The organism is Halosolutus halophilus (assembly GCF_022869805.1).
Classification (GTDB): Archaea; Halobacteriota; Halobacteria; order Halobacteriales; family Natrialbaceae; genus Halosolutus; species Halosolutus halophilus.
On the sequence record NZ_CP094974.1, the window covers coordinates 4,689,930 to 4,715,863 of the forward strand.

The 25,934-nt window shown below is 64.5% G+C and carries 25 protein-coding genes, 2 tRNA genes and 1 pseudogene; 14 read left to right on the forward strand and 14 right to left on the reverse strand.

The annotated features are described in order from the left end of the window. The first annotated feature begins 123 nt into the window (after positions 1–123). The gene (locus MUG98_RS23215) at positions 124–3,747 is read left to right on the forward strand and encodes an Eco57I restriction-modification methylase domain-containing protein (RefSeq protein WP_265109773.1); all 3,624 of its coding nucleotides are present in this window, start codon (positions 124–126) and stop codon (positions 3,745–3,747) included. Positions 3,748–3,851: 104 nt separating this feature from the next. On the opposite strand, the gene MUG98_RS23220 is transcribed toward MUG98_RS23215, so the two are convergent. Further along, positions 3,852–4,298 carry a DUF7344 domain-containing protein gene (locus tag MUG98_RS23220; protein ID WP_265109774.1) on the reverse strand — a complete coding sequence of 149 codons (447 nt, stop codon included), beginning with the start codon at positions 4,296–4,298 and terminating at the stop codon, positions 3,852–3,854. A gap of 221 nt (positions 4,299–4,519) precedes the next feature. Between MUG98_RS23220 and MUG98_RS23225 the strand changes: the two genes are divergently transcribed. Next, a tRNA-Phe gene (locus MUG98_RS23225) sits at positions 4,520–4,593 on the forward strand. 545 nt (positions 4,594–5,138) lie between these two features. On the opposite strand, the gene MUG98_RS23230 is transcribed toward MUG98_RS23225, so the two are convergent. Continuing rightward, the gene (locus MUG98_RS23230) at positions 5,139–5,564 is read right to left on the reverse strand and encodes an EamA family transporter (protein ID WP_265112511.1); all 426 of its coding nucleotides are present in this window, start codon (positions 5,562–5,564) and stop codon (positions 5,139–5,141) included. Between the two features lie 409 nt (positions 5,565–5,973). Between MUG98_RS23230 and MUG98_RS23235 the strand changes: the two genes are divergently transcribed. Continuing rightward, positions 5,974–6,621 (forward strand): hypothetical protein, encoded by a 648-nt coding sequence (locus MUG98_RS23235; RefSeq protein ID WP_265109775.1) that lies wholly within the window; start codon positions 5,974–5,976, stop codon positions 6,619–6,621. 250 nt (positions 6,622–6,871) lie between these two features. Here the strand turns inward: MUG98_RS23235 and MUG98_RS23240 are convergent, their stop codons facing one another. Together MUG98_RS23240 and MUG98_RS23245 are read right to left on the reverse strand one after the other, a co-directional pair. Further along, positions 6,872–7,105: a hypothetical protein gene (locus MUG98_RS23240; RefSeq protein ID WP_265109776.1), complete on the reverse strand. Its 234-nt coding sequence runs from the start codon at positions 7,103–7,105 to the stop codon at positions 6,872–6,874. Between the two features lie 168 nt (positions 7,106–7,273). Further along, complete coding sequence (locus MUG98_RS23245; protein WP_265109777.1) at positions 7,274–7,423, reverse strand: hypothetical protein; 150 nt, start codon at positions 7,421–7,423, stop codon at positions 7,274–7,276. A gap of 937 nt (positions 7,424–8,360) precedes the next feature. Between MUG98_RS23245 and MUG98_RS23250 the strand changes: the two genes are divergently transcribed. Both MUG98_RS23250 and MUG98_RS23255 read left to right on the forward strand, forming a co-directional pair. Beyond that, a complete protein-coding gene (locus MUG98_RS23250; RefSeq protein ID WP_265109778.1) occupies positions 8,361–9,287 on the forward strand; it encodes an ATP-grasp domain-containing protein in 927 nt (308 codons plus the stop codon). Between the two features lie 61 nt (positions 9,288–9,348). Next, positions 9,349–10,152: an aldo/keto reductase gene (locus tag MUG98_RS23255; RefSeq protein WP_265109779.1), complete on the forward strand. Its 804-nt coding sequence runs from the start codon at positions 9,349–9,351 to the stop codon at positions 10,150–10,152. 80 nt (positions 10,153–10,232) lie between these two features. Here the strand turns inward: MUG98_RS23255 and MUG98_RS23260 are convergent, their stop codons facing one another. After that, positions 10,233–10,523: a zinc ribbon domain-containing protein gene (locus MUG98_RS23260; RefSeq protein WP_265109780.1), complete on the reverse strand. Its 291-nt coding sequence runs from the start codon at positions 10,521–10,523 to the stop codon at positions 10,233–10,235. Positions 10,524–10,644: 121 nt separating this feature from the next. Between MUG98_RS23260 and MUG98_RS23265 the strand changes: the two genes are divergently transcribed. After that, positions 10,645–11,313 (forward strand): hypothetical protein, encoded by a 669-nt coding sequence (locus tag MUG98_RS23265; protein WP_265109781.1) that lies wholly within the window; start codon positions 10,645–10,647, stop codon positions 11,311–11,313. A 53-nt stretch (positions 11,314–11,366) separates the two neighbouring features. On the opposite strand, the gene MUG98_RS23270 is transcribed toward MUG98_RS23265, so the two are convergent. After that, positions 11,367–11,693 carry a (2Fe-2S)-binding protein gene (locus tag MUG98_RS23270; RefSeq protein ID WP_265109782.1) on the reverse strand — a complete coding sequence of 109 codons (327 nt, stop codon included), beginning with the start codon at positions 11,691–11,693 and terminating at the stop codon, positions 11,367–11,369. Between the two features lie 377 nt (positions 11,694–12,070). Between MUG98_RS23270 and MUG98_RS23275 the strand changes: the two genes are divergently transcribed. Together MUG98_RS23275 and MUG98_RS23280 are read left to right on the forward strand one after the other, a co-directional pair. Further along, positions 12,071–12,526 (forward strand): YbhB/YbcL family Raf kinase inhibitor-like protein, encoded by a 456-nt coding sequence (locus tag MUG98_RS23275; RefSeq protein ID WP_265112512.1) that lies wholly within the window; start codon positions 12,071–12,073, stop codon positions 12,524–12,526. Between the two features lie 80 nt (positions 12,527–12,606). Beyond that, positions 12,607–13,467, forward strand: coding sequence for an aldo/keto reductase (locus tag MUG98_RS23280; protein WP_265109783.1), 861 nt, complete (start codon positions 12,607–12,609; stop codon positions 13,465–13,467). Between the two features lie 70 nt (positions 13,468–13,537). Here the strand turns inward: MUG98_RS23280 and MUG98_RS23285 are convergent. Further along, a pseudogene (locus MUG98_RS23285) lies at positions 13,538–14,826 on the reverse strand (DUF2238 domain-containing protein). Positions 14,827–14,978: 152 nt separating this feature from the next. Next, entirely contained in the window at positions 14,979–15,158 is a 180-nt protein-coding gene (locus tag MUG98_RS23290) for a hypothetical protein (RefSeq protein ID WP_265109784.1), read from the reverse strand. Positions 15,159–15,242: 84 nt separating this feature from the next. On the opposite strand from MUG98_RS23290, the gene MUG98_RS23295 reads away from it, so the two are divergent. Further along, positions 15,243–15,581 carry a cupin domain-containing protein gene (locus MUG98_RS23295; protein WP_265109785.1) on the forward strand — a complete coding sequence of 113 codons (339 nt, stop codon included), beginning with the start codon at positions 15,243–15,245 and terminating at the stop codon, positions 15,579–15,581. A gap of 165 nt (positions 15,582–15,746) precedes the next feature. Beyond that, a complete protein-coding gene (locus MUG98_RS23300) occupies positions 15,747–16,607 on the forward strand; it encodes an alpha/beta fold hydrolase (protein WP_265109786.1) in 861 nt (286 codons plus the stop codon). Positions 16,608–16,641: 34 nt separating this feature from the next. Here MUG98_RS23300 and MUG98_RS23305 read toward each other — a convergent pair whose 3' ends face one another. Both MUG98_RS23305 and MUG98_RS23310 read right to left on the reverse strand, forming a co-directional pair. Beyond that, positions 16,642–17,397, reverse strand: a complete 756-nt coding sequence (locus MUG98_RS23305; protein WP_265109787.1) for an SDR family NAD(P)-dependent oxidoreductase — start codon at positions 17,395–17,397, stop codon at positions 16,642–16,644. Positions 17,398–17,620: 223 nt separating this feature from the next. Next, a tRNA-His gene (locus tag MUG98_RS23310) sits at positions 17,621–17,692 on the reverse strand. A gap of 167 nt (positions 17,693–17,859) precedes the next feature. Between MUG98_RS23310 and MUG98_RS23315 the strand changes: the two genes are divergently transcribed. After that, the gene (locus MUG98_RS23315; RefSeq protein ID WP_265109788.1) at positions 17,860–18,315 is read left to right on the forward strand and encodes a DUF5814 domain-containing protein; all 456 of its coding nucleotides are present in this window, start codon (positions 17,860–17,862) and stop codon (positions 18,313–18,315) included. Between the two features lie 89 nt (positions 18,316–18,404). Here MUG98_RS23315 and MUG98_RS23320 read toward each other — a convergent pair whose 3' ends face one another. The 3 genes from MUG98_RS23320 to MUG98_RS23330 form a co-directional block, all read right to left on the reverse strand. Then, a complete protein-coding gene (locus MUG98_RS23320; protein ID WP_265109789.1) occupies positions 18,405–18,818 on the reverse strand; it encodes a DUF8146 domain-containing protein in 414 nt (137 codons plus the stop codon). A 97-nt stretch (positions 18,819–18,915) separates the two neighbouring features. Further along, positions 18,916–19,551 (reverse strand): RPA family protein, encoded by a 636-nt coding sequence (locus MUG98_RS23325; RefSeq protein ID WP_265109790.1) that lies wholly within the window; start codon positions 19,549–19,551, stop codon positions 18,916–18,918. A 1-nt stretch (position 19,552) separates the two neighbouring features. Then, positions 19,553–20,482, reverse strand: a complete 930-nt coding sequence (locus MUG98_RS23330) for a replication factor A (RefSeq protein WP_265109791.1) — start codon at positions 20,480–20,482, stop codon at positions 19,553–19,555. A 231-nt stretch (positions 20,483–20,713) separates the two neighbouring features. On the opposite strand from MUG98_RS23330, the gene MUG98_RS23335 reads away from it, so the two are divergent. From MUG98_RS23335 to MUG98_RS23345, 3 genes are all read left to right on the forward strand, one after another. Next, complete coding sequence (locus MUG98_RS23335; protein WP_265109792.1) at positions 20,714–21,697, forward strand: LLM class flavin-dependent oxidoreductase; 984 nt, start codon at positions 20,714–20,716, stop codon at positions 21,695–21,697. Between the two features lie 259 nt (positions 21,698–21,956). Then, positions 21,957–23,090 (forward strand): quinolinate synthase NadA, encoded by a 1,134-nt coding sequence (gene nadA / locus MUG98_RS23340; protein WP_265109793.1) that lies wholly within the window; start codon positions 21,957–21,959, stop codon positions 23,088–23,090. Between the two features lie 4 nt (positions 23,091–23,094). Next, a complete protein-coding gene (locus MUG98_RS23345) occupies positions 23,095–24,666 on the forward strand; it encodes an L-aspartate oxidase (protein ID WP_265109794.1) in 1,572 nt (523 codons plus the stop codon). A 67-nt stretch (positions 24,667–24,733) separates the two neighbouring features. On the opposite strand, the gene MUG98_RS23350 is transcribed toward MUG98_RS23345, so the two are convergent. Further along, positions 24,734–25,882 (reverse strand): mechanosensitive ion channel family protein, encoded by a 1,149-nt coding sequence (locus MUG98_RS23350; RefSeq protein WP_265109795.1) that lies wholly within the window; start codon positions 25,880–25,882, stop codon positions 24,734–24,736. Positions 25,883–25,934 lie beyond the last annotated feature (52 nt).

Genomic DNA, 25,934 nt, shown 5'->3' on the forward strand with positions numbered 1-25,934 from the left:
CCGATCGGCGATCGGTGAACGGGCAAATCGCGATCGATGGCCGAGCAGCGCACGATCGTGAGCGGGCCGACCCTGCACCGCCGATGCCCCACGTTGATATGCGATCCGTGTGTCTGCCGACACGTGACCCAGCAGCGGATTACTGCGGCGGACGTCCGGGGATGGACTTCGCTCCGGGATATCGCGGACGCGCTCGCGAAGCGTGGTCTCGAGTTCCGATCGACGCCCGGCGAGCGGACGCGCCTCGGGTGCCACGTTGCCGACGAGTTTTTCGGCCTCGTCGAAGCGGGGCCGGGCGAGTCGCCGTCGGAGTGCGGGCCCGAGCGCCGCGGTCGGCGGACGCATCTCGTCGCGACCCACGACTTCGAGTCGTTCACGTTCGTCACGCGGGATCGACGGAGGGCCGACCAGCAGCACGGTCGCATCACGTACCGGACGCTCACGTTCACGAAGGAGCAGTTCGGACGGGAGTGTGCGGAGACGGACGCGATCCTCGAGCGACTCAATGCGATCGAGGACGACTCGTCGACGGGGACGGGGGTCGCCGAGGCGCTCTTCGACACGCGAGCAGTCGTCGAGGCGTTCGCCCGACAGTTCGAGGCGTTACGGACCGACCTCGTGCAGGCGGTCGCTGGCATCCCGGACGATCGTGGCGACGCGAAGCGGCGATACGTCCAGGTCGTTCTCGATCGGCTGCTCTTCCTCTCCTTTCTCCAGGCGAAGGGGCTGCTCGACGGGGACGAACGGTATCTCCACGAACGGCCCGCGACCGTCGTCGACGAGGGCGACGATCGGTACGAAGCGTTCTATCGGCCGCTCTGCTTCGACTATCTCGCGACGGACGATCAGGACCCTGCGTTCGGTACGCTCCCGCATCTCGACGGCGGGTTGTTCGCCGAGAGTCCGGTCGAACGGGAGTTCGACGACGCCAAACTGGGCGAGACACCGGCGGAGACCAACGCACTCTTCGACGACGTGCTCGCGTTCCTGTCCGACTGGGAGTGGGACGTCGACGAACGGCTCGCCGTCGCTGGCCCGAAGACCCTCTCTCCGGCGATCCTGGGGCACATCTACGAGCAGACGGTCACCCAGAAGGACCTGGGCGCGTACTACACGCCCACGGAGATCACCGGCTTCATGGCGCGCCGGACGATCCATCCCTCCCTCGTCGATCGGCTCAACGAGACCGTCGAGGCGGACTACGAGTCGATCGACGACGTCTTCGGCTTCACCGGGGACGGAGCCAGTGACGCCGACCCGATCGCAGACAGCGGAGCGACGACACCCCCGGTCCCGATCGAGACGGTGACGCCGGCTCACGTCGAGACGCTCTATCACGACGTGCTGATGGACACGCGAGTCCTGGATCCGGCAGTCGGGAGTGGGGCGTTCTTGCTCGCTGCCCAGGAGGTGTTGCTGGACGTCTCGGTGCAGTGTCTCGAGTTCTTCCGGCGACTCGACCGCGAGGGGCGCGGCCGGGACCTCGACGCCCGAACCCGGGACGAACTGGCGGCGATCGAATCCGGTGCGGGGAGCGTCTCGTTGTACGCGAAGCGGGCGATCGTTCGCAACGCCCTCTACGGCGTGGACGTCGACGACGGGGCGGTCGAGATCTGTAAGCGCCGCCTCTGGCTGTCGATGGTCGCGGACATCGAAGGCGATCCGGGTGACGTCGAACCGCTGCCCGACGTCGACGCCAGTATTCGACAGGGGAACTCCCTCGTCGGGGTCACCGACCTCGTCGACGACCGGGACGGGGGCGCGCCGCTCACGATCGACGGGGGCGAGGCCGGCGAGAGCGCCCGGGACACGGTGGCGGCGCCCGTCGAGGACGAGGCGATCGATCGGGCCGAGACGACGGAGGGCGACGAGAGCGCCCGGCGCGAAGCGGCAGCGCGTCGACTGTTCTCGTCCCGCGAGGAATTCGACGACCGAGTGCTGGCGGACTTCCACGACGCGGGCATCGAGGACTTCACGCGTGACGACCTCGCGGACCACTCCCCGTTTCACTGGCCGCTCGAATTTCCGGCGGTGTACGCCGAGGGCGGCTTCGACGTCGTCATCGGCAATCCGCCCTGGGACGTCGTCGCACCCAACCGAGAGGAGTACTTCACGACGTTCGACGAACTGTTTCGAACGCGGCCGCCGTCCGAGAAAGACGCCGTCCAGGAGCGACTCCTGGCCGACCCGTCGATCGCCGCCGGATGGGAGGCGTACCAGGAGAAAATGGCGACCCGCGCAGCGTACTTCAACGGCAGTTCGCAGTACGTCCTCCAGAACCCCGACGTCGGCGGGAGCGCCGTTGGGAACGAGAACGACCTCTCGATGCTGTTCCTGGAGCGCGTCTTCGAGGTGGCGAACGACGAGTCCTACGTAGCCCAGATCCTTCCGGGGACCGTCTTCGTCGGGGCGGCAGGGGCGGACCTTCGAACGCACCTGCTGGACGCGACGACGCTCCAGCAGGTCGTCCTGTACGAGAACCGGGGTATCTTTCCGGACGTCGATACCCGGTACAAGTTCGGAATCGCCGTGTGCAAGAACAGCGGCCGCACCGAGCGATTCGAGACGATCTACCGGAGCGGCGACCTCGACGTGCTGGGACGCATCGACGAGTCGGCTGTCACCGTCCCCCGGGAGGTCCTGACCGAGTACTCGCCGAGTACGGGCCTGTTCCCGTTGCTCGAATCGGCGGCGCAGGTCGCGGTCCTCCGCACGCTCGTCGACCATCCACCGCTGGGCGACGACTCCCAGGGGTGGACGGTGACCCCGTACCGGGAACTCGATCGCAACCAGGATCGGGACCGCTACGTCGAATCCGAAGCCGAGGGCGAGTACCCGGTCTACGGCGGGTCGAACGTCTACCAGTACAGTTACTCACCCGACGTCGTCGAGGACCTGGACGCACCGACGCTGTGGAGCGTCGGCGAAGACCGCGACCCGGAGCGCAGCGCCAAACGACGGATCCGGGAGAAAGCGTTCCGGTCGCGCGACCCCGAGATGGGACTCAAGAAGGCTATCTACGAGGCGTTCGACGGGACGGGGTCACAGAAGGCGTTCGTGAACGACCTCCTCGAACGGGAACGCGGGAAACCGCTCTCGCCCGACGACGTCAAACTCGACTGCAGCGCGTACCGCATCGTCTTCCGGAACATCACGAACTCGACGAACGAGCGGACGATGATCTGTGCGGTGGTTCCGAAGGGGGTCGTCTGCCACCACGCACTCAATACGATTCGTCCCTACACGTTCGATATCGATCGATCGGACCTCTCGGACGACCCGCTCCACTCGGTCTACGAACGGGTGTTCACCGATCGCGAACTGTTCGCGGCGCTCGGTCTCCTGAACAGTCTGCCGTTCGACTACCTGATGCGGACGAAGATCGAGGAGAACCTCGTTATGTACAAGTTGACCGAATCCCAGGTGCCGCGACTGACCGCGGGCGACGACTGGTTCGAGTACATCTCGACCCGCGCGGCGCGTCTCAACTGCTACGGGGCGGCCTTCGCGGAGATGCGCGATCGGCTCGGCGGTATCGACCCGGTGACGGACGCGGAGACCCGAACCGAACTGCAGGCCGAGATCGACGCGGCGGCCTGCCACGCCTACGGACTCACTCGGCGTGACGCGGCCTTCGTCCGCGACTCCTTCCACCGGGTTTCGTCACCCCGGATCATGACGGACGCGTACTTCGAACTGGTGGGGACGAAATACGATCGACTCGAGTCGGCGGACCCCGTTCCCTAATCGTCCGTGGATCGTCTATCGTCGCATCGTCGACGATCGTTCGTGCGTGGGGATCGATCGTAGCCAGCGATTGCAAGGAGTAGCAGTATAATAGGCGCGGTCAGTCAGTGCTTGAGTCGCGCGACGTTCTCGCGAATCTGACCGAGTAGTCCTTCCTCGGACTCGGCTTCGAGGGCGGTGTGCAGCGTCGAATTCTCCGGTTCGTCCTTGACCACGACGCGGAGGTACGGTTCGAGTTGTTCGAAGTTGTCCGCGAGCACGACGGTGTGGTTCTCCTCGTCGTGATCGACGACGCCGGAGTCGGCGAGTTTCGGGACGTGACACTGGACGGACGAGACGTAAACGCTCTTGTACTCGTTTTTCGCGACCTCGTCAGGCGGGACGTCGTGTTCCCAGCCCGCGACCTGTTCGGCGATCGTCGACAGCTCGATCGGGCCGTCTTGCCCCCTGAGGGCGTAGAGGAGATACCGCCGGCGTCGATTCGCCAGGAGTTCGAGGATGGTGTCGGCCGAGAGTTCGGTCTCTCCCTCGTCCGAGGCAAGTGCTTCCATAACATGATGTTACTCCCCAGCGCGGAAAAGCGTGTCTTGAATATCCGATATTCCAACTAACGACGGTCAGGCAATCCCAAACACGACGGTAGTCACCCCGTTACTAATTCGTGTTTGTCTTACTGGTCCGATCCGGTGGGAAATGTGTCGTTCTTCCTGGCCGTCGACTGGCGATTCCGATTCGAAATCCTTTTTTATACCATGGACGGAGGTGTAGATGAGCCGCCTTAGCTCAGACTGGGAGAGCACTCGACTGAAGATCGAGCTGTCCCCGGTTCAAATCCGGGAGGCGGCATTAGTCTCAGAGTTCAAATGCCTGGGGCACTTCGCGGGCGGAATATCGGTGTTTTTCGTCGCCGTTCATCGACCTCGAAATGGAATTTTCTCGATCATCGCACAGACTGACTTCCAATCGGTGCGTGGGGACTTACTCAGAGTTGACCTTGGTGAAACCCTCAACAGGTGATCGGTTTCAGGAGTCGTGCTGAATACAGGGCGCGACTGTCGCACGAGATCCGGGTCGATTTGCGACGGTGGTGATCGCTCAGTACAGGCAAACGATGGAACGCTGCGGATCGGGATCTACTCACCCTCTATCGAGAACGGCGTGCTGAAGCCAGAGCGAAAATCCAGCACGGCGACGAGTGCAGGCGGAAACAACGTGGACTGGTAGCTACAGATGAACCAGCAACGTGACGGATTCTACTCCCTCCGATAACTACCAAGAACGACGTTTTGAGGGGCTACTCGGTTATTCTTCCGAGTGGAAGGCGCGCTTCGACTCGCTTTTTTCGGGAGTACTATCGTGACCTCCATGCCCAACAATTGCGTAGGGCTGATCTATCGGGTAACCAAGACGACCCCAATAACTGCGAACGCTATCCCGGCAAGTCTCGTTATCGTAACTTCGTCTCCGAGGACGACCATACCGATGAGGGCCGCGATGACGAAGTACATCGCACCGAGAGTAGAGACGATCGTTGTTGACCCTCCGGAGAGGCCGACGTACATCGAAATAAGGCCTATTCCGGTGAACAATCCGGCCGTGCCAGCGAGCAGTCCTCCTCTCGCAGTAATGGCGAGCGATGCGTCTGAAACGAGGATGAATCCGAGTGCAAGGGGTCCCGCAACAAGATAGGAGATCGCGGCGGCCGTCCTCGGGTCGATGGACTCCGACGCAGCGTTGCCCAAGACCACCCAGATTCCCCACGTTACCATTGTAATCGAACCAAAGAAAACAGCCGAATCTATCTCGGGGAAACCCATCAGTGTGCGATCTACATCGCCACCGAAAAACACCTCTCCCTTCATTATCTGTGATCCTTAAACAGCCTCTGTTCAAGAATAGAGCGCGCTGGTGCGCTGTATATGCAGCACGGCTCAACAAACGTCATCGATAACTGTTAGAGATCCCGCTGTTCGGTTCGCATGCTTGTTCTACCGGTAGATTCAGAAGACCAGGTCAGAAACAAACGACTCCTCTCTGATGAATAGATACTCCGGGCCTTGTTTAGACGCGGAGCAACAGCTCATTCCTCTCGTTAATGGGCCACGGATCGACCGCTCAGTTAAACTACGGGTTGACTGCGTCGCACTTCTCGAGTTATTTTGTGCGCAGATGTCCCACCGGGTGTTTTCAACAGATATTCTATCTCGGCGAGATTCCCTCGAAACGATGCAGCGTCGCACGCTTCTCGGGCTGGCCGCCAGCGCAGGGATCGTTGGCGTCCTCGGGGCCACGGTTGGGATCGACGACGAGCCCTCCGCTCCACCAGCCACGTACGCCGACGAGCCCGTACCCCGGGCGTGGGAATGGAACCGCCCCGTTGTGGCCACCGACACGACGACGGCAGGAAGCGATATGTACGGGACCGTCCGACAGCACGCGTCAGTCCTCGATCTCGAACCGACTGGTCGGTACGCCCTCGTCACCAGGTATCGACTCATCCCGGGATCAAACTACCACGCGGGGAGCGGGTGGAAAACGATCTCGCTGACCGTCGAACACGCCTGGCGCTCGGGTTCGCTCGTCTCCCACCCCGGAGATGTCGTTCCCGCCGACGACGGCGACGCCGACTCGAACCTCTATCTAGGTACCAACCGGTCGACGGGACGGTACCGGTGGCACCTGACTTTTGACGCCGCGACGGGGAACTCCCGCACCTTTTGCTTCGCCACTGTCGTGGACCGTGACGAGGCACCCGAGGCAGGCGATGCTCTCGTTGACGCAACGTTCGGAGCGGGCTTCACGAAGGGATTTCTCAGGACCTCAGAACGCGATATCGCGACGGCTCGACTCGTGATGCGAGGAACGAGCGAGTAGTCGAACCGAGGATATCCACACAGGAACTAAGTCGTTCTCTCTGGCGTCTAAACAAGACCGATACTCTGTATTCAGCACGCTATTTGTGACAGTGTTCGGGTAGATCGCTGAGCCGTTGCTGAATAGAACGCGCGAATGCAGTACCAACCAGATGTTGATCGACGAGTAGAGTGACTGCTCAGTACAGGTCCATAGGATACCGAACGCTCTCGTATCAGCCCCACAGAAACAATAGCTGCAGGCCTAGCACCTATTTAGAATCGACAATATATGTTCCGAAAAGATATACGCCGATAACGCCAACGTAGACAGGGATTCCGTACAAGAAAATAAGAATAAGCACTAACACCGGTTCAGAGAGGCTGGATACACCCTCGGAGGGACTGGAAAGAGCTTGGATTCCATCCAGAATCAGTGCGAGTTCGTATGCTATCACAGATAATAGAAACGCAATTGCGAGAAGACTCCATTCAGGTTCTTTCATATTCTGTATTAATAATTTCAAATACTAATGTATTTTCTATCTGTACGAATTCGACTCGCAGTCCGCGTGACCGGCTCAGTCACCAGATCAACGTAGAAACCCACACCGACCGTCTGCTGCACACACCCTCTGTAGTCAGCAGGCCGTTTGTATCAGCCGCTGTGGATTTCACTGCGCCTCAAGGTTCTCGTTCCATATCTTCGAAGACGCCCAGCCACCGCTCGGCATATCGTCGGTGTCGTACACGCCCCTGTGGGCCATCTCTAAGAGACGCGCAACTTCGTCCTTAGTGAGCGTGGCAAATTCAATGGCCTCCACTGCCTTTTGACGCGCCCATTCGGTGCTCAGCGTGCCGCGTGGATCGCGGCGTAGAAATGGAACCCGATCGGATTCGGAGAAGACGAGCTACAGCCCGCACAGCGAAGTCGTTCGAACGGTGCTGCGCGCCGTTCGTGATGACGAGACGGCAAAGCCGTCTCGAACCACGTGCAGGTCCTCCCGACGCGGTTCGAATCCGGGGTGCAGCACTTCGTCGTGATCGAGGCTGGGTGTGCGATCGCCTCGGGCGGGGTCTCGTCGAAGCAATCGCACACCCGGGATCGAGAAGGCCGGCCGGTACGGTAGATTATTGTACACCCCGAATAATCAGGAACTATGAACGTGATCGAGATACTAGCGGAAGTAATCGAGGGGTACGTTTCTGGCGGCGCCGAGGAGGCGATATCGGAGGGTGTCGAGGAGACGGCAGAAGAAGCGACCGGCAAAGACCTCTAGTGGGTCGCCGACTGCCCGCTGTGGTCATGTCCCCTGCCGATGTGTCCGTTCGCTGTTAGCGGTTGCGACGAGGTACTGGGTCTCCGATCGGGCGTCCGAAGCGACCACAGACGGTAACATGGGCGTCCGGCGTCCGAAGCGACTGGAGAACAGTCCCGGATTTGAACTAGAGACCGCGAAGCACAGGCACAGTGAGCGACGGGGTTCGGGGCGTAGCGAGCGACCGCGTCCGCGTTCACGTGAGTCCACTACGAGAGGCGACGTGCATTTGCGGCGAACGACCCGTGACCCGTACAGTCCGCACCCGATCGACTTCGGCCCCGGTACGGAACCCAACTCCATGGATAATTCTCGCGGGGGTCGACATCGACCACGGGTCGCGATCGAGTACTCCGCGACGGAAAGCGCCGACACGTCGATCTGCGTACAGTAATCGGTTTCAGCAAGCGTTCTTGTTGCCCCCCTCTGTATTTCGCCTGTGATGGCGGACGAGCGACCGCGTATCGGGATCGTGACCGGAGAGAAGGCCCCTGAATTGACCGACGATGGCCGCGCCATCGTGTCGGGACTCCGTGAACGGGGGTACCTAACCGCGCCGACGATCTGGAGCGACTCGACGGTGGACTGGTCGCAGTTCGACGCCCTGGTCGTCCGATCGTGCTGGCAGTATTACGACGACCCGGACGCGTTCCGCGCGTGGCTCGCGACCGTCGAGCAGAACGGTATCGTCGTGGTCAATCCCCCCGACGTGATCCGATGGAACGTGCACAAGTTCTACCTCCGGGACCTCGAGACTGCGGGCGTCTCAGTCGTCCCGACTGCGTACGTCGAGCGGGAATCCGACGTCGACCTCGGGACGATACTGGACCGGAACGGCTGGACGGACGCCGTGGTCAAACCGGCGATCGGGACGAGTTCCAGCGGCGTCTGGCGGGCGTCGACGCCGATCGGTCCGGGCGACGAGGATCGATTCGAGACCCAGCGCGCCGAACGCGACCTCCTGGTCCAGCAGTTCGTTCCGGAGGTGACCGACGGTGAACTCTCGATGATCTTCTTCGAGGGCGCGTTCAGCCACGCCAATCGAAGCGTTCCGGCCGCCGACGATTTCAGGGCGCACCCGAATTTCGGCGTCGCTACCGACGCGTTCGATCCGACGGCCAGTCTCGTCGACCAGGCCAGAACGGTGCTTGACGCCGCCGCTGACGTCCTCTCGATCGACCCGGCGACGCTAGGCTACGCACGCGTCGACGGGATCGAGCGAGCGGGGACGTTCGTGCTGATGGAACTCGAACTGATCGAACCGTACCTGGGTCTCTCGAGGGCTGATGGGGGTGTCGATCGGGCCGTCGATGCGATCGATGCGACGCTTCGTCGGCGCTCGGATTCGATCGCCCGGGAACTACCGTGAACGGCGACCGCGCGCGGGCGCGTCGCGCCGTCGTTCGACCGCTCCCCCCTTCGACCCAACTATGTCACTCACGCCACTCCCCGAAATCGGTATCGGAACGTACGACGTCTCGCCCGAGGCCTGTACGACGGCAGTCACCTCGGCGCTGAACCTCGGGTACCGCCACGTCGACACCGCAGAAATGTACGAGAACGAAGCCGCAGTCGGCCGGGCGATCGATCGGGCCGCGGTCGATCGCGACGAGGTGTTCGTCGCGACGAAAATTCACTCGCGAAACCTGGCGTTCGACGACGTGATCGCCCACGCTCGCGCGAGTCGCGACCGTCTCGGCGTCGACGCGATCGATCTGCTGTACGTCCACTGGCCGATCCGGGCGTACGACCCCGAAGAGACGCTCGCGGCGTTCGACGAACTGTACGATCGGGGCGAAATTCGACGCGTCGGCGTGTCCAATTTCACCCCGTCGTTGCTCGAGGAGGCGATCGAACTGCTGGACGCACCGCTTTTCGCACACCAGGTCGAGTGTCACCCGCTGTTACAGCAGGCGGAACTCCGCCGGCACGCCCGGGAGCACGATCACTACCTCGTCGCGTACTCCCCGCTCGCGAAAGGGACCGTCACCGACGTGCCCGAACTCGTCGAGATCGCGAGGGAGTACAGGGCCACGCCCGCCCAGGTCGCGCTCGCCTGGCTCCAGTCGACGGAAAACGTCGTCCCGATTCCGAAGTCGACCTCGACGGACCACATCCGGGAGAACTTCGAGGCGAGACGGCTGCGGCTGGACGACTCGGCGATCGAACGAATCGACGGGATCGATCGGACCACCCGGCTGGTCGACTTTCCGTCGGCTCCGTGGAACGCGTGACGGCCCGCCGATCGGCGACCTGACCGACGAATCGGGCGAGAAGCGGCGAGCGAGTAATTCCCCCTGGGCGGACACGCGGGTTACAGGGGCTCTGCGCAGTGCCCACAGTACCGAAACGCCGGGTCGTTCTCCGCACCACAGTGACGACACGTCAGGCGCGTCCTCCCCGCGGCGTCCTCGTTGAGCAAAGCGGCGGGCCCTCGGTCGTACTCCTCGTCTTCGGTGTAGCGTTCCATCTCTCCGGCCTGCCGCTTGCGTTGCCGCTCGAGGCCGTCCCGGAAGATCCGCGTGAGAACTCGGATACCGACCCCTAACGCGAAGAGCAGGAGGACGATGACGATCGCGGCGTAGAGCTGTCCGGGAGCGACCACACGACACCTATGATCGCCCATCGGTTATATACTGTGTGTGATTACCAACCAGTATCTCGAGACGACTCGTTTGCGAGCAGTCGGAATCGTTATAGTACGGCCCTTTGATGGGGATTGCAAGATGAAGGCAGGAGTGCTCGGCATCGTCGATGGAACGTTCGACGTCGTCGATTCGTATACCGAGACCGTCACGGCGGCGGAGCAGGAACTCGATCGCTGTCTCGAGATCGATCGCGTGTTTTCACTTCCGACCGGGGAGATGGCCTTCGCCGGGCGTGCCGCTGCCGACACGCTTACGGACCGGGCCACGACGACGATCGAGGACGGCGAGATTCACGTCACCGAACGGGCGCGGACCGAGACGAAGTACACCGAATTCGTCGGCGTCCCCGGGGAGTTCGTCGCCGTCGACAGTAGCGACGGCACGTTCGCCTTCGACCTCGTCGCGGCGGAGACCGACACGAGGATCGAGCGCGCGACGCTGGACCTCGACGGGTTTTTCGCGGCCCACGAGTCGGCGACGCCGTGGAAAGCCGGTTTCTACGGGACCGGTGAAAACGGCATGAACGGGGTCCTCCACGGGGCGGACCTGCGGACGAGCCACGATGTGGACGACATCCTCGCGAACTCGAGCCTGAATCAGGTGGGGCTGTCCTACCGCTACGACGGGACCGACGTGAAGATGACGGCGGCTCGAAGTGGGTACGTGGAGGTCTATCGTCCGTCCGAGTTCGACTCCGGGCAGTATCTGGCGTACCTGCGCGAGGAGGTCCTTCCGCACGTCCGTTGAGGGCGGTTCGCTGGGACGGCCGCCAGGTCCAGACGGGCCGATCGACGGCTCGATCAGTCCGAATCCTCGATCTTCTGGCCCCAGAATCCGGGATGTTTCGTCACCGCGACGTCGCCTTCGATTCGCGTCTGGCAGGCCAGTCGGAGTCCGCGGTCGGGATCGTGCGGCGGGAACGAGAGTCGCCGCTCCTCCCGATCGGTGGGTTCGCTGACCGCCCCGTCCACCTCGACGGCACAGGTGCCGCAGGTGGCCTTCCCGCGACAGTTCACGGTATCGGCCATTCCGTTGTGTGGGCTCTCGCCCGCCTCCAGGAGCACGTCGCGGAGGATCTCCCCCGCATCACAGTCGATCTGCCGATCGCGGAAGTGAACCGTCGGCATACCGGCGAGTACGTGTCGGGTGATCGTATATCTTGCCGGTCGCCGTCGCGGCCATCACCACCGCCGTCCTCGCTGGTATCGTCGCCCCGTGGCGCGTTCGACCCCCTCCGCCGGTACCCCCACCGGCGTCTTATATCTGGATCGCGGGCGAAGGAACCCGTGTGGCCCGTGTGAAACCGTCCACGCCTGCACCTGTCACGCGTCGAACGATCGTCGTCGGTCTGGGCGCGCTCGTAACCGGCTGTCTCGACGAGGCAGATGACTCGACCTCGGCCGAAGACGACGGCACTGACGGTTCGAACGCGACCGACGGTGCCGACGGTAGCGACGGCGAATCGTCCGAAAACGGCGTCGACGCCACCGGCGAAGTAGACCAGATCGGCGACCTTGCACTCACGAGCCCGGCGTTCGACGACGGCGATCGGATCCCCGATCGGTACGGCTACGAGGCCGAGAACGTCAATCCGCCGCTGTCGATCGAGAACGTTCCCGACGACGCCGAATCGCTCGCCCTGATCGTGGACGATCCGGACGCGGTCGACGCCGCCGGGCAGGTCTGGACGCACTGGCTCGTCTGGAACGTCCCGCCCGACACGACGACGATTCCGGAGGACTGGGAGGCCGAAGACGCCGCGGAGGGGACGAACGACTTCGGCGAGGTCGGCTACGGGGGGCCAAACCCGCCGGACGCGGAACACCGCTACCGGTTCAAACTCTTCGCGCTGGAGACGACGCTCGACCTGTCGTCGGAGACCGACGCCGACGATCTCGCCGAAGCCATGGACGGTCACGTCGTCGCGGCCACGCAACTCGACGGGGCGTACCCGGCCTGAGTACTCGGGTCCGATCGCCAACGCGTGTTCCCGACTGGTGAACGCTCAACGGTTTTCCGTCACACCGCCGTACTGGCCGTGTGAGCCGCGACACCATCGCAAACGAGAGCGACACGTTCGAGATCGGCGAAACGACCGTCCATCGGCTCGGGTTCGGGGCGATGCGCCTCTGTGGCGACGAGATCATCGGCCCGCCCGAGGACGAGGAGCGAGCACGCGAGGTACTTCGGCAGGCGATCGACCTGGGAGTCGACTTCGTCGACACGGCCGACTCCTACGGTCCCGGCGTGAGCGAACGCCTCATCGGCGAGACGATCGGTGACGCCGACGACGTGCTGGTCGCGACGAAGGCCGGCCTCCTTCGCAACCGATCGGGCGAGTGGATCGCCCACGGCGACCCGGACTACATCCGGAACCAGGTGCTGGCGTCGCTCGATCGGCTCCGGACCGACGCCATCGACCTCTACCAGTTCCACCGACCCGACCCCGATACCCCGTTCGAGGACTCCATCCGGACGTTCGGCGAACTCCAGGACGACGGCCTCGTCCGGACCGTCGGCGTCAGCAACGTCTCCGTCGAGCAACTCGAGACGGCCCGCGAGCACGTCGACGTCGCCACCGTCCAGAACCGGTACAACGTGGCCGATCGGTCGAACGCCGACGTGCTCGAGGTCTGTGCGGAACACGACATCGGATTCATTCCGTGGGCACCGATCGACGGCGACGACCTCGCGGAACACGGCACCCTCCTCGACGACGTCGCCGAGGATCACGACGCGTCCCGGCGACAGGTCGCGCTGGCGTGGCTGCTCGAGCGATCGGACGTCGTCCTCCCGATCCCGGGGACGTCGGATCCGGCCCACCTCGAGTCGAACCTCGCGGCCTCGCAGGTGTCGCTGACCGACGACGAGGTACAGCGGATCACCGAGTCGGCGGACTGATTCCTCGCGGATTGCGAGTCTCGCGTCTCGGCCGTCGAACCGATCCTCCGCCGTCCGCACACCGCTCGCGTCAGCCGCCGAACCGACCGGCGATGCGGTGCGTGAGGTCGGTGAGGTAGATCGATCCCCAGACCGCGGCGACGGCGGCACCGACGACGTCGTAGACGAGGTCGACGATCGTATCGGTTATCCCGTGCTGGGCGAGGACCGCGTCGAGACCGAGCAGGGCGGCACTCTGGTCGATGCCGAACTCCATGAGTTCCCAGAGGACGCCGAACGCCAGCACGAACACGAGGATGAACGCGACCAGCATCGTCGTCGGGAAGAACACGTCGTCCGTGTGGAGGTCGATCGCCCGAACGACGGCGTAGCCCCCCGCAGCGACGATCGTCGCGGAGATCGTGTTGTCAGGCTGTCCCACGGGCCGACGAACCCGTACAGACCCGCCGATCCGAGGGCGTGCAGGAAGACGGCCGCCGTCAGCCAGAAGACGAGTTCTGGCTCGAGGGGCAGCCGGTAGTCCCGCTCGAGGACGGCGGGGAGGAACGTGATCGCCAGCGCGATCGCCCCGTTCGCGATCGTCGTCAGGTCGCGGGCGACGACCCCGTAACAGAGCACCAGCACGAGGGCCGCCTGCATCGTCCGGGAGAGCCGCCTCACGGTCCGTTCGGGCACGTCCAGCCGATCGCGGACCAGCGACGGGACGGGATCCGGCTCCGAGTCGGGCGCGGATCGCTGCGGTTCGGACGGATCTTCCGACGACCCCTCGGCGACGCGCTCCGTCGTGGACCGACCGTACCGATCGAAGACGACGCCGGCGAACAGTCCGGCGACCGCGGCGTAGGCGAAGTCGTACATCATCGCCCGATTGGCCGCGTCCTGCGATCGCCCGTCCAGCACGTAGGCCGTGCCGAACGCGACGTCCGAGACCCACTGGGCGACGTTCCACGCGCCGGCGACGGCGAGCGTCGTGAGTACGACGAACGCGATCGCGAACGCGTGGTTCATCCGCACCGCCGTGAAGCGATCGATCTCGACGGCGACGACGAGCGCGACCGCGGCGACGGCGACGTAGACGGCGATGGTCGTCAGGAACGACTCGCCGAGGACCGTCGCGTCGACGACGGGAACCAGGACGAGCACCAGCAGTTCCCAGGACGGCAGCGCGAGCGGATCCCGGAACGCGGCCACCGGGGCCAGCACGATCGCGATCGCGATCCCGGTGAAGGCGAACCAGCGGTACGACGCCGCGAGGGCGTAGTTGACTGCCAGCGCGGCGAGGATTGCCGTGACGAGCCACCCCACCACCGCGTTTCGCTGCGGATCGTCGACCATCCCACCGAGTCGGGCGTCGGCCATGCGCCTCGCTACGTGCTGGAACGCCTAAACGCGCGACCTCGTCTATTAGGGGGTCGCATACCCGGCGCGTCTCGACACGTGGGTTACTCGACCTGCGATCCGATCGGTTCGCCGGTCAACCCCATCGGTCGCCCTCCCGGCTACCGCCTCGCTCACTCGTCGACGAACACCGTCTTCAGGCGGCTTCCACAGTTCGGACAACAGAGCGTCTGCCACTTCGTCGGATCGAGTCCACCCATCGTCTTCGTTCGGCGGGCGTCCTCGAAGGCGAGCACGGCCCCGCAAGTGTCACACTCGAACTCCTCCCCGGTCTCGTCGTCGTGACTGGACATCGACGTTCGAGACGGTACGGAACGGTCGGTGATAGCGTTACCTGCGGCGGGTCGATTTTAGGGGCTGGACGCCGACGATCGCGTATGGGCTACGACACCGCGTCGAAGACGGACGTCGACTCCGTCGTCCCCGAGGAGTGGGGCGGCATGTGGTTCCTGAAGGGCGCGCTCGACACCGACGAACTGGGCTTGACGGTGCTCGAACTCGAACCAGGCGGCAAGGGAAAAGAACACGACGAGACCGAGAGTGGACAGGAGGAGGCCTACTACGTCGTCGAGGGAACCGTCGAGGTCGAACTCGCAGACGAGACGGTCTCGCTCGAGGCCGAGGAGGCGATCCGTCTCGATCCCGACGAACGCCGCCAGATCCACAACCGCGGCGACGATCGAGCCACACTCCTGCTGGTCGGCGCACCGCTCTGACATCCTCCCACGGCTAACGCCGTGGGGATCCCCTACTGGGGCTGTATCCACGGTAACCCGTCGTGCAGCACTGACGAACCGGTTGCCGCCCGTTCGCCGACCGATCGACCGATCGCCCGCCGGACACGACGGAAGAGTGATGCGTTCGTGTGGGAACACTTGGATATGGTCGCAGTCGACGACGTCGATCTCGAGCACGGGCTGGCCCGGGTCAACGGGGTCAAACTCCACTACGTCACCGCCGGCGACGCCGGCGGCCCGCCGCTGGTCCTGCTCCACGGCTGGCCCCAGACCTGGTACGAGTGGCGCGAGGTCATCCCGGATCTCGCACAGGAATACACCGTCATCGCCCCCGATCTCCGCGGTCTGGGCGACTCCGGCACGCCCCGATCGGGCTACGACAAGGACACCGTCGCGACCGACGTCCGGGAACTCGTCGACCACCTCGGGCACGACCGAGTCTTCCTCGTCGGCCACGACTGGGGGATGGCGACGGCCTACGCCTACGCCGCCCAGTACCGCGACGAGGTGTGCGCGCTGGCCGTCCTCGACGCCGGACTCCCCGGGATCAACGAGGAGCACAAGCGACAGCTGTGGCACACCCGCTTTCACAGCGTCCCCGACCTGCCCGAGCAACTCGTCGCCGGCAGGGAGCGACTGTACCTCTCGTGGTTCTTCAAGGAGGGCGCGTACGATCCGTCGGCGATCGACGCCGACGCCCGCGAGGAGTACGCCCGCTGTTACTCCCAGCCGGGCGGACTCCGCGGCGGGTTCGAGTACTACCGCGCCTACGACGCCGACGCCGAAAATAACCGGCACCACGCCGAGGACCCGCTCGAAATTCCCGTCCTCGCGCTGGGCGGGACGGAGTCCTTCGGGGACCTGCCGATCCGGGACATGCAGGCTGTCGCCGACGACGTCGACGGCGAGGTGGTCGATCGAGCCGGCCACTGGATCCCCGAGGAGCGGCCGGAGTATCTGGTCGATCGGGTACTCTCCTTCTTCGAAGCCGCGTCGTCGCCGTAAGAACCGACGCCGCGAGCGACCTGCGGACGATCGATCACTGGCTCACGTACCCGCCGTCGATCACCATCGTCTCACCCGTGACGAAGGAACTATCCGCCGAACAGAGCCACACGGCGGCGTCGCCGATCTCCTCGGGTTCGCCCAGCCGTCCCATCGGTGTCGCGGCGATCGCCTGCTCGACGTTGCCGTCCGCTTCGGACGATCGCTCGACCATCGGCGTGTCGATGACGCCGGGACAGATGACGTTGACGCGGACGCCCTCGCCGCTGTACTCCAGGGCGGCCGCCCGGGTCAGGCCGACCACGCCGTGCTTGCTGGCGACGTAGGGACTTAGTTCCGGGAAGCCGACGACGCCGGCGATCGAGGACGTGTTGACGATCGCACCGCCGCCGCTCTCCAGTATCGCCGGAATCTCCGCTCGCAAGCCCAGGAACACGCCCTTGAGGTTGACGTCGATCACTCGCTCCCAGTTGTCCAGCGGCTGCTCGCTTGCGGGTCCGCTGGCCCCTTCGATGCCCGCGTTGTTGAACGCGAAGTCGAGTCGACCGTAGGTATCGACTGCCGTCTCGACCATCGCCTGGACGTCCGCCCGCTCGCTGACGTCCGTCTCGACGAACGTCGCCTCTCCGCCCATCGCTTCGAGTTCGTCGACCGTCTCCTCCCCGTCTTCGACGTTGACGTCCGCGACGACCACGCGCGCTCCTTCCTCGACGAACCGCGAGGCTGCCGCGCGGCCGATACCGGTACTCGCGCCCGTTACGATCGCTACCGCGTTGTCGATTCCATCCATTGTCGTTTCGTCCGTACCCAACCCGCGTCGAGTACGATCGGTACTTGGAGCAGCACTCGCATAACGCCAGTCGGTATGTTCGAGTACTGATAACCAGGTGTCGTTACGTTCGCGATGACGCTGCGGGACGTCCGGGTGCGAGAATCGAACCCGACTGCGAGACCCGCTCACGCTCGTCTCGCGTTCCGGCTTTTCCGCTCCTCGTGGTACTCGTCGCGAAAAAGTCCGGGTGCGAGAATCGAACCCGCGTCTCAGCCTCCACAAGGCTGAAGGATAACCACTACCCCAACCCGGACACGCGTACACCTCACTCTACAGGCGGATGGCCTCAAATACGTTACGACTCGGGGACGGGGGTGTGCGACTCCGTACCGCGGGATTTCACCCGCCCGATCGCCTCTCAGCACCGTCGCCCCGCGACCGGGACGCTTTTCGGCCCGAACCCCGTAGCACCGCCAACGCGTGGCCATCACCGACAAGATCTACGTCAAGAACCACCGCCAGCTCAGCTCCCAGCTCGAGACGAACATCCCCAAGGGCGCGTTCAAAGGGGCGACGCTGGACATGCTCTTCCGCGGCGACGGCCTCGAGAAACTCGACGACACGACTCGCGATCGGGTGCTCGACTTCGCGGAGGACTTCCTCGACTGTGACTGCGACAACAACCCCTACTGTGGCTGCCCGGAACGGAAGTTCGTTCAGTACTTACTGGAGTTGCGCGCACAGGGGCTCGGCCCGGACGCGATCGTCGACGTGATGACCGACGACTACATGGTGTACGCCTACCCCGGCGACATCCTCTCCTTTCTCGACGACGGCGTTCGAACGCTCGAAGCGGCCGAATCCCTCGCTCGCGTCGACGGGGACACCGACAAGGCCGACGAGATTCGCCAGTCGAAACGGGATCTCGCGCGGTAACGCGAACGGGATCGCTGGATCGATCGCGCACTGACTAGTCTGCGCCTGCGCTCGTCCCGCCGCGACGCTGTCAGTCTACCGGCTACCGGTTACCGAAGCTGTGACGGGCCGTCGGCCTCGTCGAGGTCGTCGAGCAAGAGCACCTCGTTTTCTTCGTCCTCGAGACGGTCCTGGAGGTCGTTGACGTAGGCCTTGTACTCGTCGAGTTGCTCCCGGAGGTGGTCGGCCTCGAGTTCGAGCCGTTCGTGTTCCCGGATGAAGCTCTTCGGGACCTCGATGGTCGGCGGGAACGTGAGGTCCTCGCCCCTTTCGCCCTCGCCACCTGCCGCCTCGAGGTCGGCCTCCGGCACGACGGCGACCTGCCCGTCGTGTTCGACGAGTTGGTCGACGTAGTCCCGGAAGACCGCGGACAACGAGATGTCGCGCTCTTCGGCGATGTCCTGGAGCGCCTCGAACGCGTCCTCGTTCACGCGAAACGAGATCGTCTTGTTCTTGTTGCCCATTGGTAGGTCTAGTCGACCATCGTCACACTTAACAGTTTGTCCGACGCTCGCACTCCGAAAAACCGCAGGCTGCGGGTGGTTCGTGGTTCGGATGGCGTCAGTTCGGTTCCGCCGTCGCCTCGACGTCCTCGAGGCTCTCGAGCGCCTGAATCACGTCGCGGCGGTAGTTCTCGACCGGCGAGTCGTACTGCTCGCGAGCCATCTGGGCGTACTCGTTCGTGGGGTGGGTCGACCCGCTCTCGGGTGCTTCCTGTTCGGCTTCCCACTCGTCGAACGCCTCGATCCGATCGAGCGTGCGTTCGGCGGTTTCGACGACCCAGCGGTCGCGGGTGTCGTCGTCGACGACGGCGATCGATTCGGGTCGTACGGAGACGTTGACGGTGCCGTCGTCCGTCTCGTAGGTGCGGGGTTTGCCGACGATGGAGACGTACGCCGGCGGCTCCGTGTCGCGGAGGACCGAGGCGGCCTCGGGCTGGTACTGGCCGGCGTAGACGAAGTACGTCCCCGTCGGATCGACGACGCGGCCGCGCCAGTACTCGCTGTCTTCGCCGACGTCCTCGGTCTCGGTCAGAGTGCCGACGATGAACACGCGGTTCGCGCGATCGCCCGTCGGGAGGAGCGCGTAGTTGGGCGCGCGCTCGTCGTCGCTCTCTTTGAAGGCGTACGTCGAGTCGTTGAATTCGGAGGCGAAGACGCGGCGGGCGACTTCGCGGGTGAGTTCTGCCTGGCTCATGTCACATCGACCTCGCTTTGATCAGCAGTTCCTCGGGATCCGCCGGTCCGTCGAGTTCCTCGACATCGTCGGCGAGCACGTACCGGCCGAAGGTCGGGCCCTCGATGCGGTAGTAGGTGCCGACGACCTTCTCGCGGATCTCGTCGGCGACGACGGTGGTATCGAGCGCGTCCATCGCCATGTCCTTGGCCTCTTCGAGGCTGATCCCGGTCAGGTCCTCGGTGGCCTCCTTGTCGAAGATGACCTCGTGGGCGTCGATGCCGTCGTCGACGACGGCTTTGATCCGGAGGTCGAACTCGCCCTCGCCCTCGCCGTGTTCGTTACAGCGGCCGTTCTGGAGCACCCGGGTGCAGTCCTCCTCGGGGCAGCGCTTGATGAGGCCACTGCCGCTTTGCATGTCCACGAGTGCACCCTCGATCTCGCTGGTGTCGTCGCCGACCTCGATGTCCTCGTCGAGTTCTTCGATGACGGTCGTCGAGTTGAGTTTGACCGAGTACCGGCCCTGGTACTCGTCGGTGACGACGTTTCGGAGTTCGTAGACGCCGCCCTCGTCGAGGGTCGGGAGGTCGGATTTCGCCCACTTGGTGAACTTGATCGTCCCCGTCGGATCGCCCAGCAGGCCGACCTGTGCGACGGCGTCGCTGCGGGGATCCCAGAGTTCGATGACCTTCGCCGTGAGGTCGATCCACTGCTCCGACTCGTCGACGTCCTCGATCTGGACCGCCTCGCTCGACCCGCTCGAGAGGTCGTCCCGATCGAGGCCCGCCTCGTCGAGGTAGTGGTTGGTGACGCTCCGGCGCGCCTCGTCGATCGGGACCTTGTACTCGTCGACGAGCGTTCGAAGGCGCTGTTCGACGTCGTCGACGCTCAGGTCGAGGTGGTCCGAAAACTGGTCGTGTATGTCGTCCGCGTGCTGTCGTACGTCGCTCATGGTGTCACGCCTCCTCCTTGGTTTCACTGGGAGGCATACGCCGTTTCGTTCCCGATCGTATTTAAACTGCCGCCACCGGAGCGAAAGTGAAACCGACTCCGCGTTACCGCCGGAAGAGGCCGACTCGATGGGTATCTGGGGTGCTCTCGTCCCGACGATGTGGCCGTTGCCCGAACGCCGTTTCCCGTACGTTCCGTACCTGTTTTCGTGCTGGCCGTTCACGGTCCGGGCATGGACGTTGGACTCATGGTGACGGCCTTCGGCGACGTGGACCTGGCCGATGTCGCCGTTCGAGCGGAGAAGCGGGGCTACGACGCGGTCTGGGTCGGCGAACTCTGGGGTGCGAGCGGGACCGTCCAGGTGACGGAGATGGCCTGTCGGACCGACTCGATCGATCTCGGGACGGCGATCCTGAACGTCTACTCCCGGTCGCCGGCCGTCCTCGCGATGACCGCGGCGTCGCTCCAGGACGCGTCGGACGGGCGGTTCACGCTGGGCCTGGGGACGAGCACCCCGAAGGCGGTCGAGGACCTCCACGGAATGTCGTTCGATCGGCCGGTGCGACGGGCCCACGAGACGATCGAGATCGTCCGAGAACTGACCGCAGGTACCGGCGACCCGGTCGCCTACGACGGCGAGGTCCTCGAGGTCGCGGATTTCCCGTCGATCGACGCGGACGTGCCGATCTATCACGCGGGCCTCGGCCCGGCGAACCGACGGGTGGTCGGGCGACTCTGTGACGGCTGGATCCCGCACAACATTCCGTTCTCCGAACTCGACGAGGCGTTCGAGGTCGTCGCTGACGCGGCGCGAGAGCGCGACCGCGACCCGGCGGAGATCACGATCGCTCCCTACGTCCCCTCGGTCGTCAGTGACGATCCCGCCGAGGCGCGAGACGTGCTCCGGCAACACCTCGCCTACTACGTCGGGAGCGGCGAGGGATACCGCCGGGCGGTCGCGACGCGCTTCCCCGAGGCGGCCGATCGGATCGCCGAGGCATGGCGCGACGGCGAGAAACGGGTGGCTGCCGGGGCCGTCACGGACGAGATGGTCGCCGACCTCGGCGTCGCGGGGACGCCCGACGGTGCCCGCGAACAACTCCGGACACTCGTCTCGGAGACCGAGATCGACCATCCGATCGTCGTGATCCCCGAACCCGCCTCGAGCGACCAGACCGAACGGACGATCGACGCGCTCGCGCCCGACCGGGCGTAGCAGACGCGCGAAGACGGAGTCGTCAGTCGCTCCGCACCGGCGTCCACCGGTGCCATACTTCTTTCAGAAGGAGTCACGAAACGATTCTGTTCACCGATACCGTCCACCCACGGAGGTGAACCTGTCTTCACCGCTGAAAAACGGACGGCTGGTTTTCGGACGTTGCATCACTCGGTAGTATCTTCTCAGATTCGCCTTTCGAAGGAAAAAGTTATTCAATAGGCGGGACTGACGTGTGGACAATCACAGGTGACGTGAAATGGTCAAGATGGAAACGGCGGAGCTGGAGACCGACCTGAGTCTGTTCAAGTACGACAACCTCGAGCAGTTGCCGCCCCGGTATCGGGACCTCGAGGCCGAAGAACGGACCGAACGTATCGAAGCGGCACTCGAGGAACTCGGCGACGACGTCGTGATCCTCGGACACAACTACCAGCGACGCGAGATCGTCGAGCACGCCGACTTCGTCGGTGACTCCTACCAGCTCTCGACGGAGGCGGCGAACGCGGACGCCGAGTACGTGATCTTCGGCGGCGTCACGTTCATGGCCGAGAGCGCGGACATCATCACCGACGACGACCAGACCGTCATCCTCCCGAGCATGGAGGCGTCGTGTCCGATGGCCGGGATGGCCGAGGCCCTTCAGGTCGACAGCGCGTGGGCCGAGATCACCGCGGCCGCGCCCGAAGCAGACATCGTCCCGATCACCTACATGAACTCCTACGCGGACCTGAAGGCCTTCTGTGCGAGCCAGGGCGGCCTCGTCTGCACCTCCTCGAACGCGCACGAGGCGTTCGAGTACGCCTTCGAGAGGGGTGACAAGGTCCTCTTCTTGCCCGACAAACACCTCGGGGAGAACACGGCCCACCGACTGGGCATGGAAGACGAAATCGCCGAGTGGGACCCGTGGGATCCCGACGGGAAAGACGCCGACGAAGTCGCCGAGAGCGACATCATCCTCTGGGACGGCTACTGCCAGGTCCACGAGCGGTTCCGCGAGGACCACGTCGAGGCGATTCGCGCCGAACACGACGACGCGAAGGTCGTCGTCCACCCCGAATGTCGACGCGAGGTCGTCGAGGCCGCCGACAGGGCCGGCTCGACGGCGACGATCTGCGAGACGATCGAAACGGCCGACCCCGGCGAAACGTGGGCGATCGGCACCGAGATCCACCTCACCGAGCACCTCCAGCGCTGGTACCCCGAGGTGAACGTGCTGCCGCTGTGTGGCGACGCGTGCATGGACTGCAACGCCATGCGTCAGATCGACCCCAACTACCTCACCTGGGTGCTGGAAGAACTGGTCGAGGGACGTGAACGCAACGTAATCGAGGTCGCCCCCGAGGAGAAAGAGCTCGCGGAACTGGCGCTCGATCGAATGCTCGAGATCTGATTCCATGACCGAGACTCCACCAGACGCCCACACGGACGGGGATACGAACGCGGAGACCGCGGACGTCCTCGTCGTCGGCAGCGGGATCGCCGGCTGTGCGGCGGCCCTCGCGGCCGCCCGGGAGGGTGCCGAGGTGCTCCTGATGACCAAGGCCGAGCGGCCCGACGACGCCAGCACCGACTGGGCACAGGGCGGCATCTCGACCACCCGCGGCGACCCGGAGAGCCTCAAAGCGGACATCCTCGAGGCCAGCGACTGGACGGCCGATCCCGACGCCGTCGACGTCCTCGTCGCGGACGCCGACGACGCCGTCGAGGACGTCCTGCTCGACACGCTCGGGATCGGCTTCGACGAGTCCGCGGACGGCGAGTTCGACTACACCCGCGAGGCTGCCCACTCCGAGTCCCGCATCCTCCACGTCGACGCCGCGACCGGGTCGCACATCCTCCGACCGTTCCTGAACCACGTCGACGACCACGATCGGATCGAGGTGCGCCAGGACACCGCCGCGCTCGAGTTGATCACCCACGAGGGCCGCGTCCACGGCGTGGTAAGCGACGACGAACCGACGGGCAAGCCGATCTACGCCGGCGCGACGATCCTCGCGACCGGCGGGATCGGCGCGCTCTACACCCGATCGACCAACCCGGACGACGCGACCGGCGACGGCATCGCCATGGCCGCGCTCGCGGGTGCGGACGTCGAGGATCTCGAGTACATCCAGTTCCACCCGACGGCCTACGATGGCGACGATCCCTTCCTGCTCTCGGAGGCACTTCGGGGGGAGGGCGCAGTACTGCGAAATGGCGACGGCGAGCAGTTCATGGCGGACTACCACCCGCAGGGCGACCTCGCACCGCGGGACGTCGTCGCCCGTGCGGTCGAGACCGAACGCGAAGCGACCGGGGAGGTCGTCCTCGACGTGAGTCCGCTCGAGTTCGAGGCCGAGTATCCGGACATCGCCGACACGTGTCGCGATCGCGGCATCGAGGGCGACGAGATTCCCGTCGCACCCTGCGAGCACTTCCTGTGTGGCGGGATCGACGTCGACGATCGCGGTCGAACGAGCCTCGATCGGCTCTACGCGGTCGGCGAGTGTGCCCGGACGGGCGTCCACGGCGCGAACCGCCTCGCGAGTACGAGCCTGCTAGAGGGACTCGTCTGGGGGCTGCGCGCGGGCGAGGACGCGGTCGGCGAGGCGCAACGCGCCTCGAAGCGAAGCGGTGAAACCGCGGAACGGGCCGATGCCGAGGTCGTCGAAGCGCCCGAACTCCGCGACAGCGATCCGGCCCTGCCAGATCGCTTCGCCGCCCAGAAGTTCACCCGGCTGAATCGGACGATGGACGAGGCGCTCGGCCTCGAACGCGATCCCGCCGCGATCGGCCGCGCGAGTGCCGTCCTCCGGCGGCTCAAAGGCGAGGTCGACGCTTACATCCGAACGCGGACGGCTCGAGACCTCTACGAACTCCGTAACGCCAGCGTCGTGGCGCTGCTGATCGCGCGCGCGGCGAGCGAGAATCGCGAGTCGGTCGGGTGTCACTACGTCCGAGAGGACGACGTGGCCAGCACGCAGTAACGCAGTAGCGCAGTAGCGACTCGGCGGGAACACGCGCCGCCGTTCGCGCCCTGACCAGGAGTGGCCGTTACGGTCGCCGTTCGGAGGTGATCGGTTCCGATCCGGTCCCGATCGATGCGGTCGAATCTGACGCGCCGTCATCGTCGCTCGCAGTAGCCGTCTGCAGATTGATGTCGCGTTGCGGAAACGGAATCTCGATCTCCGCCGCGGTTAGCGCCTTGTACATCGACCGGTTGAGTACGTGTCGCGTTTTGCTGGCGCGAGTCGGCGACGGGATCCAGCAGAGGAGTTCGTACTCGAGCGCCGAATCGCCGAAGGCTCGAAATCGCATCCGCGGTTTCGGCGAATCGAGGACGAGCGATTCCTCGCGGGCGATGTCCAGTACGAGTTCCTCGAACGCGTCGATATCCGTCCCGTAGGCGACGCCGATGGGGATCTTGAGTCGCTTCCGACGCTGGGGTGCCGACTGGTTGATGACCTTCGCAGCGTTCAACGCCGCGTTCGGAACCGTGACGAGGACTTCGTCGCGCATCATCAGCGTCGTCGATCGGACGCCGACGGTGACGACGGTCCCGGCCTCGCCCGAGTCGAGTTCGATGTAGTCGCCGAGTTTGTACGTGTCGTCGAAATACAGCGCGATACCGCCGAAGAAATTGGCGACGGTGTCTCGGGCGGCGAAACCGACGGCGATGCCCGCGACGCCCGCCGCTCCGAGCAGCGGCGAAATACTGTACTCCCACAGCGACAGCAAGACGCCGATCGTGCCGACGAACACGATCAACGTCCAGACGTTCGAGAAGACCGGTGCGAAGTCGAAGCGCGAGCCCCTGTCCTTGATCTCCTCGACGAACCGGTTGACGACCCGGTTGGAGGCGAAGGCCCACGCGACGATGATGACGGACAGCGACGGCTTCCCGAAGAACGTATCGAGCTGTTCGGGCGAGAGCAGGACGTTCTCGCTGATCGAGGGGATCTGCGTGAGCAAATAGACGCCCGCCAGCGCGGCCGTCAGAACGACCGGTATCCGGAGTTCCTGGACGAGGATGTAATCGTACTGGGTCCTCGTGCGACTGGTATAGCCCAGCAGCGTCCGGAGGACGACAACTTCGAGGAGGACGGCAATCCCGAGCGAGATTCCCACGAGCAGCGCGGTCGCTTGCCAGGCGGGTACTCCCTCGAACAGCGAGGTGAGCGGACCGAGGAGGACGTCGATCATGGCTGAAACAGGGCGATGATCGACGTAACTGTTTTTGCATCCTGAGCGTCAC

Coding starts and splice junctions, on each gene's coding strand:
- MUG98_RS23220 (WP_265109774.1), bottom strand. CDS start 4,298: ATGGAAGCACTTGCCTCGGACGAGGGAGAGACCGAACTCTCGGCCGAC.
- MUG98_RS23230 (WP_265112511.1), bottom strand. CDS start 5,564: ATGGGTTTCCCCGAGATAGATTCGGCTGTTTTCTTTGGTTCGATTACA.
- MUG98_RS23235 (WP_265109775.1), top strand. CDS start 5,974: ATGCAGCGTCGCACGCTTCTCGGGCTGGCCGCCAGCGCAGGGATCGTT.
- MUG98_RS23240 (WP_265109776.1), bottom strand. CDS start 7,105: ATGAAAGAACCTGAATGGAGTCTTCTCGCAATTGCGTTTCTATTATCT.
- MUG98_RS23250 (WP_265109778.1), top strand. CDS start 8,361: ATGGCGGACGAGCGACCGCGTATCGGGATCGTGACCGGAGAGAAGGCC.
- MUG98_RS23255 (WP_265109779.1), top strand. CDS start 9,349: ATGTCACTCACGCCACTCCCCGAAATCGGTATCGGAACGTACGACGTC.
- MUG98_RS23265 (WP_265109781.1), top strand. CDS start 10,645: ATGAAGGCAGGAGTGCTCGGCATCGTCGATGGAACGTTCGACGTCGTC.
- MUG98_RS23270 (WP_265109782.1), bottom strand. CDS start 11,693: ATGCCGACGGTTCACTTCCGCGATCGGCAGATCGACTGTGATGCGGGG.
- MUG98_RS23290 (WP_265109784.1), bottom strand. CDS start 15,158: ATGTCCAGTCACGACGACGAGACCGGGGAGGAGTTCGAGTGTGACACT.
- MUG98_RS23295 (WP_265109785.1), top strand. CDS start 15,243: ATGGGCTACGACACCGCGTCGAAGACGGACGTCGACTCCGTCGTCCCC.
- MUG98_RS23300 (WP_265109786.1), top strand. CDS start 15,747: ATGGTCGCAGTCGACGACGTCGATCTCGAGCACGGGCTGGCCCGGGTC.
- MUG98_RS23305 (WP_265109787.1), bottom strand. CDS start 17,397: ATGGATGGAATCGACAACGCGGTAGCGATCGTAACGGGCGCGAGTACC.
- MUG98_RS23320 (WP_265109789.1), bottom strand. CDS start 18,818: ATGGGCAACAAGAACAAGACGATCTCGTTTCGCGTGAACGAGGACGCG.
- MUG98_RS23325 (WP_265109790.1), bottom strand. CDS start 19,551: ATGAGCCAGGCAGAACTCACCCGCGAAGTCGCCCGCCGCGTCTTCGCC.
- MUG98_RS23330 (WP_265109791.1), bottom strand. CDS start 20,482: ATGAGCGACGTACGACAGCACGCGGACGACATACACGACCAGTTTTCG.
- MUG98_RS23335 (WP_265109792.1), top strand. CDS start 20,714: ATGGACGTTGGACTCATGGTGACGGCCTTCGGCGACGTGGACCTGGCC.
- nadA (WP_265109793.1), top strand. CDS start 21,957: ATGGTCAAGATGGAAACGGCGGAGCTGGAGACCGACCTGAGTCTGTTC.
- MUG98_RS23345 (WP_265109794.1), top strand. CDS start 23,095: ATGACCGAGACTCCACCAGACGCCCACACGGACGGGGATACGAACGCG.
- MUG98_RS23350 (WP_265109795.1), bottom strand. CDS start 25,882: ATGATCGACGTCCTCCTCGGTCCGCTCACCTCGCTGTTCGAGGGAGTA.